At 74.8% G+C, this 2,163-nt stretch carries 2 protein-coding genes and 1 pseudogene; all 3 read left to right on the plus strand.

From position 1 onward, the window contains the following. Positions 1-261 (plus strand): annotated as a pseudogene (locus HGA02_RS17250) (GuaB3 family IMP dehydrogenase-related protein); the annotation flags it as partial. Between the two features lie 283 nt (positions 262-544). Then, positions 545-1,306: a DeoR family transcriptional regulator gene (locus tag HGA02_RS17255; protein ID WP_168680426.1), complete on the plus strand. Its 762-nt coding sequence runs from the start codon at positions 545-547 to the stop codon at positions 1,304-1,306. Further along, positions 1,303-2,163 (plus strand): 1-phosphofructokinase family hexose kinase (locus HGA02_RS17260; protein WP_168680428.1); only part of this gene is annotated, 861 nt, incomplete at its 3' end. The genes HGA02_RS17255 and HGA02_RS17260, both read left to right, overlap by 4 nt.

Consider the following 2,163-nt stretch of genomic DNA (forward strand, 5'->3'; position numbering starts at 1 on the left):
CTCGCGCGCGCGACGGAGGCGCCGGGTCGGGGCTGGCACTGGGGCCCGGAGGCGCACCACCCGCACCTGCCGCGCGGCGAGCGCGTCGAGGTCGGCACGGCCGGCTCGCTGGAGCAGATCCTGTTCGGCCCGGGTCACACCGCGGACGGGACGCTCAACCTCGTCGGTGCGCTCAAGCGGGCGATGGCGACGACCGGCTACTCGGACCTCAAGGAGTTCCAGCGCGTCGAGGTCGTGGTCTCGCCGTACCAGCCGCACTGACCCCCTCCGCTCTGCTCGACGTCGCCCGTCCCGGTCCGCCGGGGCGGGCGTCGTCGTCTGCGGCGATGTCCGGTCGTGCCCGTTCGGTGTGACCTGACGTCCGGATCGCGGCCGAGGGGGCCGAACTGACCGGATCACGGACATCATGATGCCCGAGTCTGCCCAGGTAGACGTCTGTTTGAGTCCGAATGGGCCCGAATCTCTTGACATGGCAGGGTGAGAAGCGGACTCTGGACGCATCAGACACCGCGACGAAGGCGGTGTCCGGCACGACGGAGGCAGCGTGTACGCACCGGAGCGGCACCAGCAGATCCTGGCTCGCGCCCGCGCCGAGGGCCGGGTCGACGTCACCGCCCTCGCGGACGAGCTCGACGTCACCCCCGAGACGATCCGACGCGACCTCACCGCGCTCGAGCGGCACGGCCTCGTCCGGCGCGTGCACGGCGGCGCGATCCCCGTCGAGCGCCTCGGCTTCGAGCCCGGCATCGCGGACCGCGAGGGTCTGCTCGCGGGGGAGAAGGAGCGCATCGCGAAGGCCGCGCTCGACGAGCTGCCCGACGGCGGCGCCGTCATCTTCGACGCGGGCACCACGACCGTCCGGCTCGCGGAGCTGCTGCCGAACGACCGCGAGCTCACGGTCGTCACGCACGCGCTGCCCGTCGCCACCGTCCTCGCGACGCGTCCCGGCATCACGCTGCACCTGGTGGGCGGCACGGTCCGCGGCCGCACGCTCGCCGCGGTCGGCACGTGGGCCGTCCGGGCGCTGGACGACATCCACGCCGACGTCGCGTTCGTCGGCACCAACGGGCTGTCCGTCGAGCACGGGCTGACGACGCCCGACCTCGCCGAGGCCGCGGTCAAGCGCGCGCTCGTCACCAACGCGCGGCGGACCGTCGTGCTCGCGGACCACACCAAGCTCGGGCGGGTCGACTTCGCGCACGTCGTGCCGCTGTCGGCCGTCGACACGCTGGTCACGGACACCGGCGCGGAGCCCGAGCTCGTCGACGAGATCGAGGCGGCCGGGACGCGGGTGGTGCGCGCATGATCCTCACGCTCACCCCGAACCCGAGCCTCGACCGCGCGCTGCAGGTCGACCGGCTCGCCGTCGGCGAGGTCAACCGCGCCGACGGCGCGTGGGTGCACCCCGGCGGCAAGGGCATCAACGTGTCCCGGGTGCTCATGGCGCACGGCGTCCCGACGCTCGCCGTCCTCCCCGTCGGCGGCGCCGACGGTGCGCGACTCGTCGAGCTGCTGGGCGAGCAGGGCGTGCCCGCGCTGCCGGTCCCGATCGCCGAGGACACCCGCACCAACCTCACGCTCGTCGAGGCGGGCGGCGCGACCACCAAGGTCAACGCACCCGGTCCGCGGCTCACCGACGCCGAGGGCGACGCGCTGCTGCGGGCCGTCGAGCAGCAGCTCACCACGCAGCCCGCCGCGCTCGTGAGCGCGGGGTCGTTGCCGCGGGGAGCCTCCGAGTGCTTCTTCGTCCAGGTCGCCGGCCTCGCCGCCCGGCACGGCGTCCCGTTCGCGCTCGACACGTCCGGGCTCCCGCTCACGCGGGCGGTCCGGTCCGGCGGGCTCACGCTCGTCAAGCCCAACGACGACGAGCTCGCCGAGCTCGTCGGCCACGAGCTCGTGACCGTCGGCGACGTCGTCGACGCTGCGCGCGAGGTCATCGACGCGGGCACCCGTGCCGTGCTCGTGAGCCTCGGCGCGCACGGCGCGCTGCTCGTCACCGCGCGACGGAGCTGGTGGGCGGGCGGTCCGCCGCTCGTCCCGCTGTCCACCGTCGGCGCGGGCGACACCACGCTCGCCGGCTTCATCGCGGGCGACGGCGACGCCGGCACGCGCCTGCGCCGCGCCGTCGCGTTCGGCAGGGCCGCCGTCCTGCTCCCCGGGTCC

It is taken from the genome of Cellulomonas septica, assembly GCF_012396155.1.
Lineage (GTDB): Bacteria > Actinomycetota > Actinomycetes > Actinomycetales > Cellulomonadaceae > Cellulomonas > Cellulomonas septica.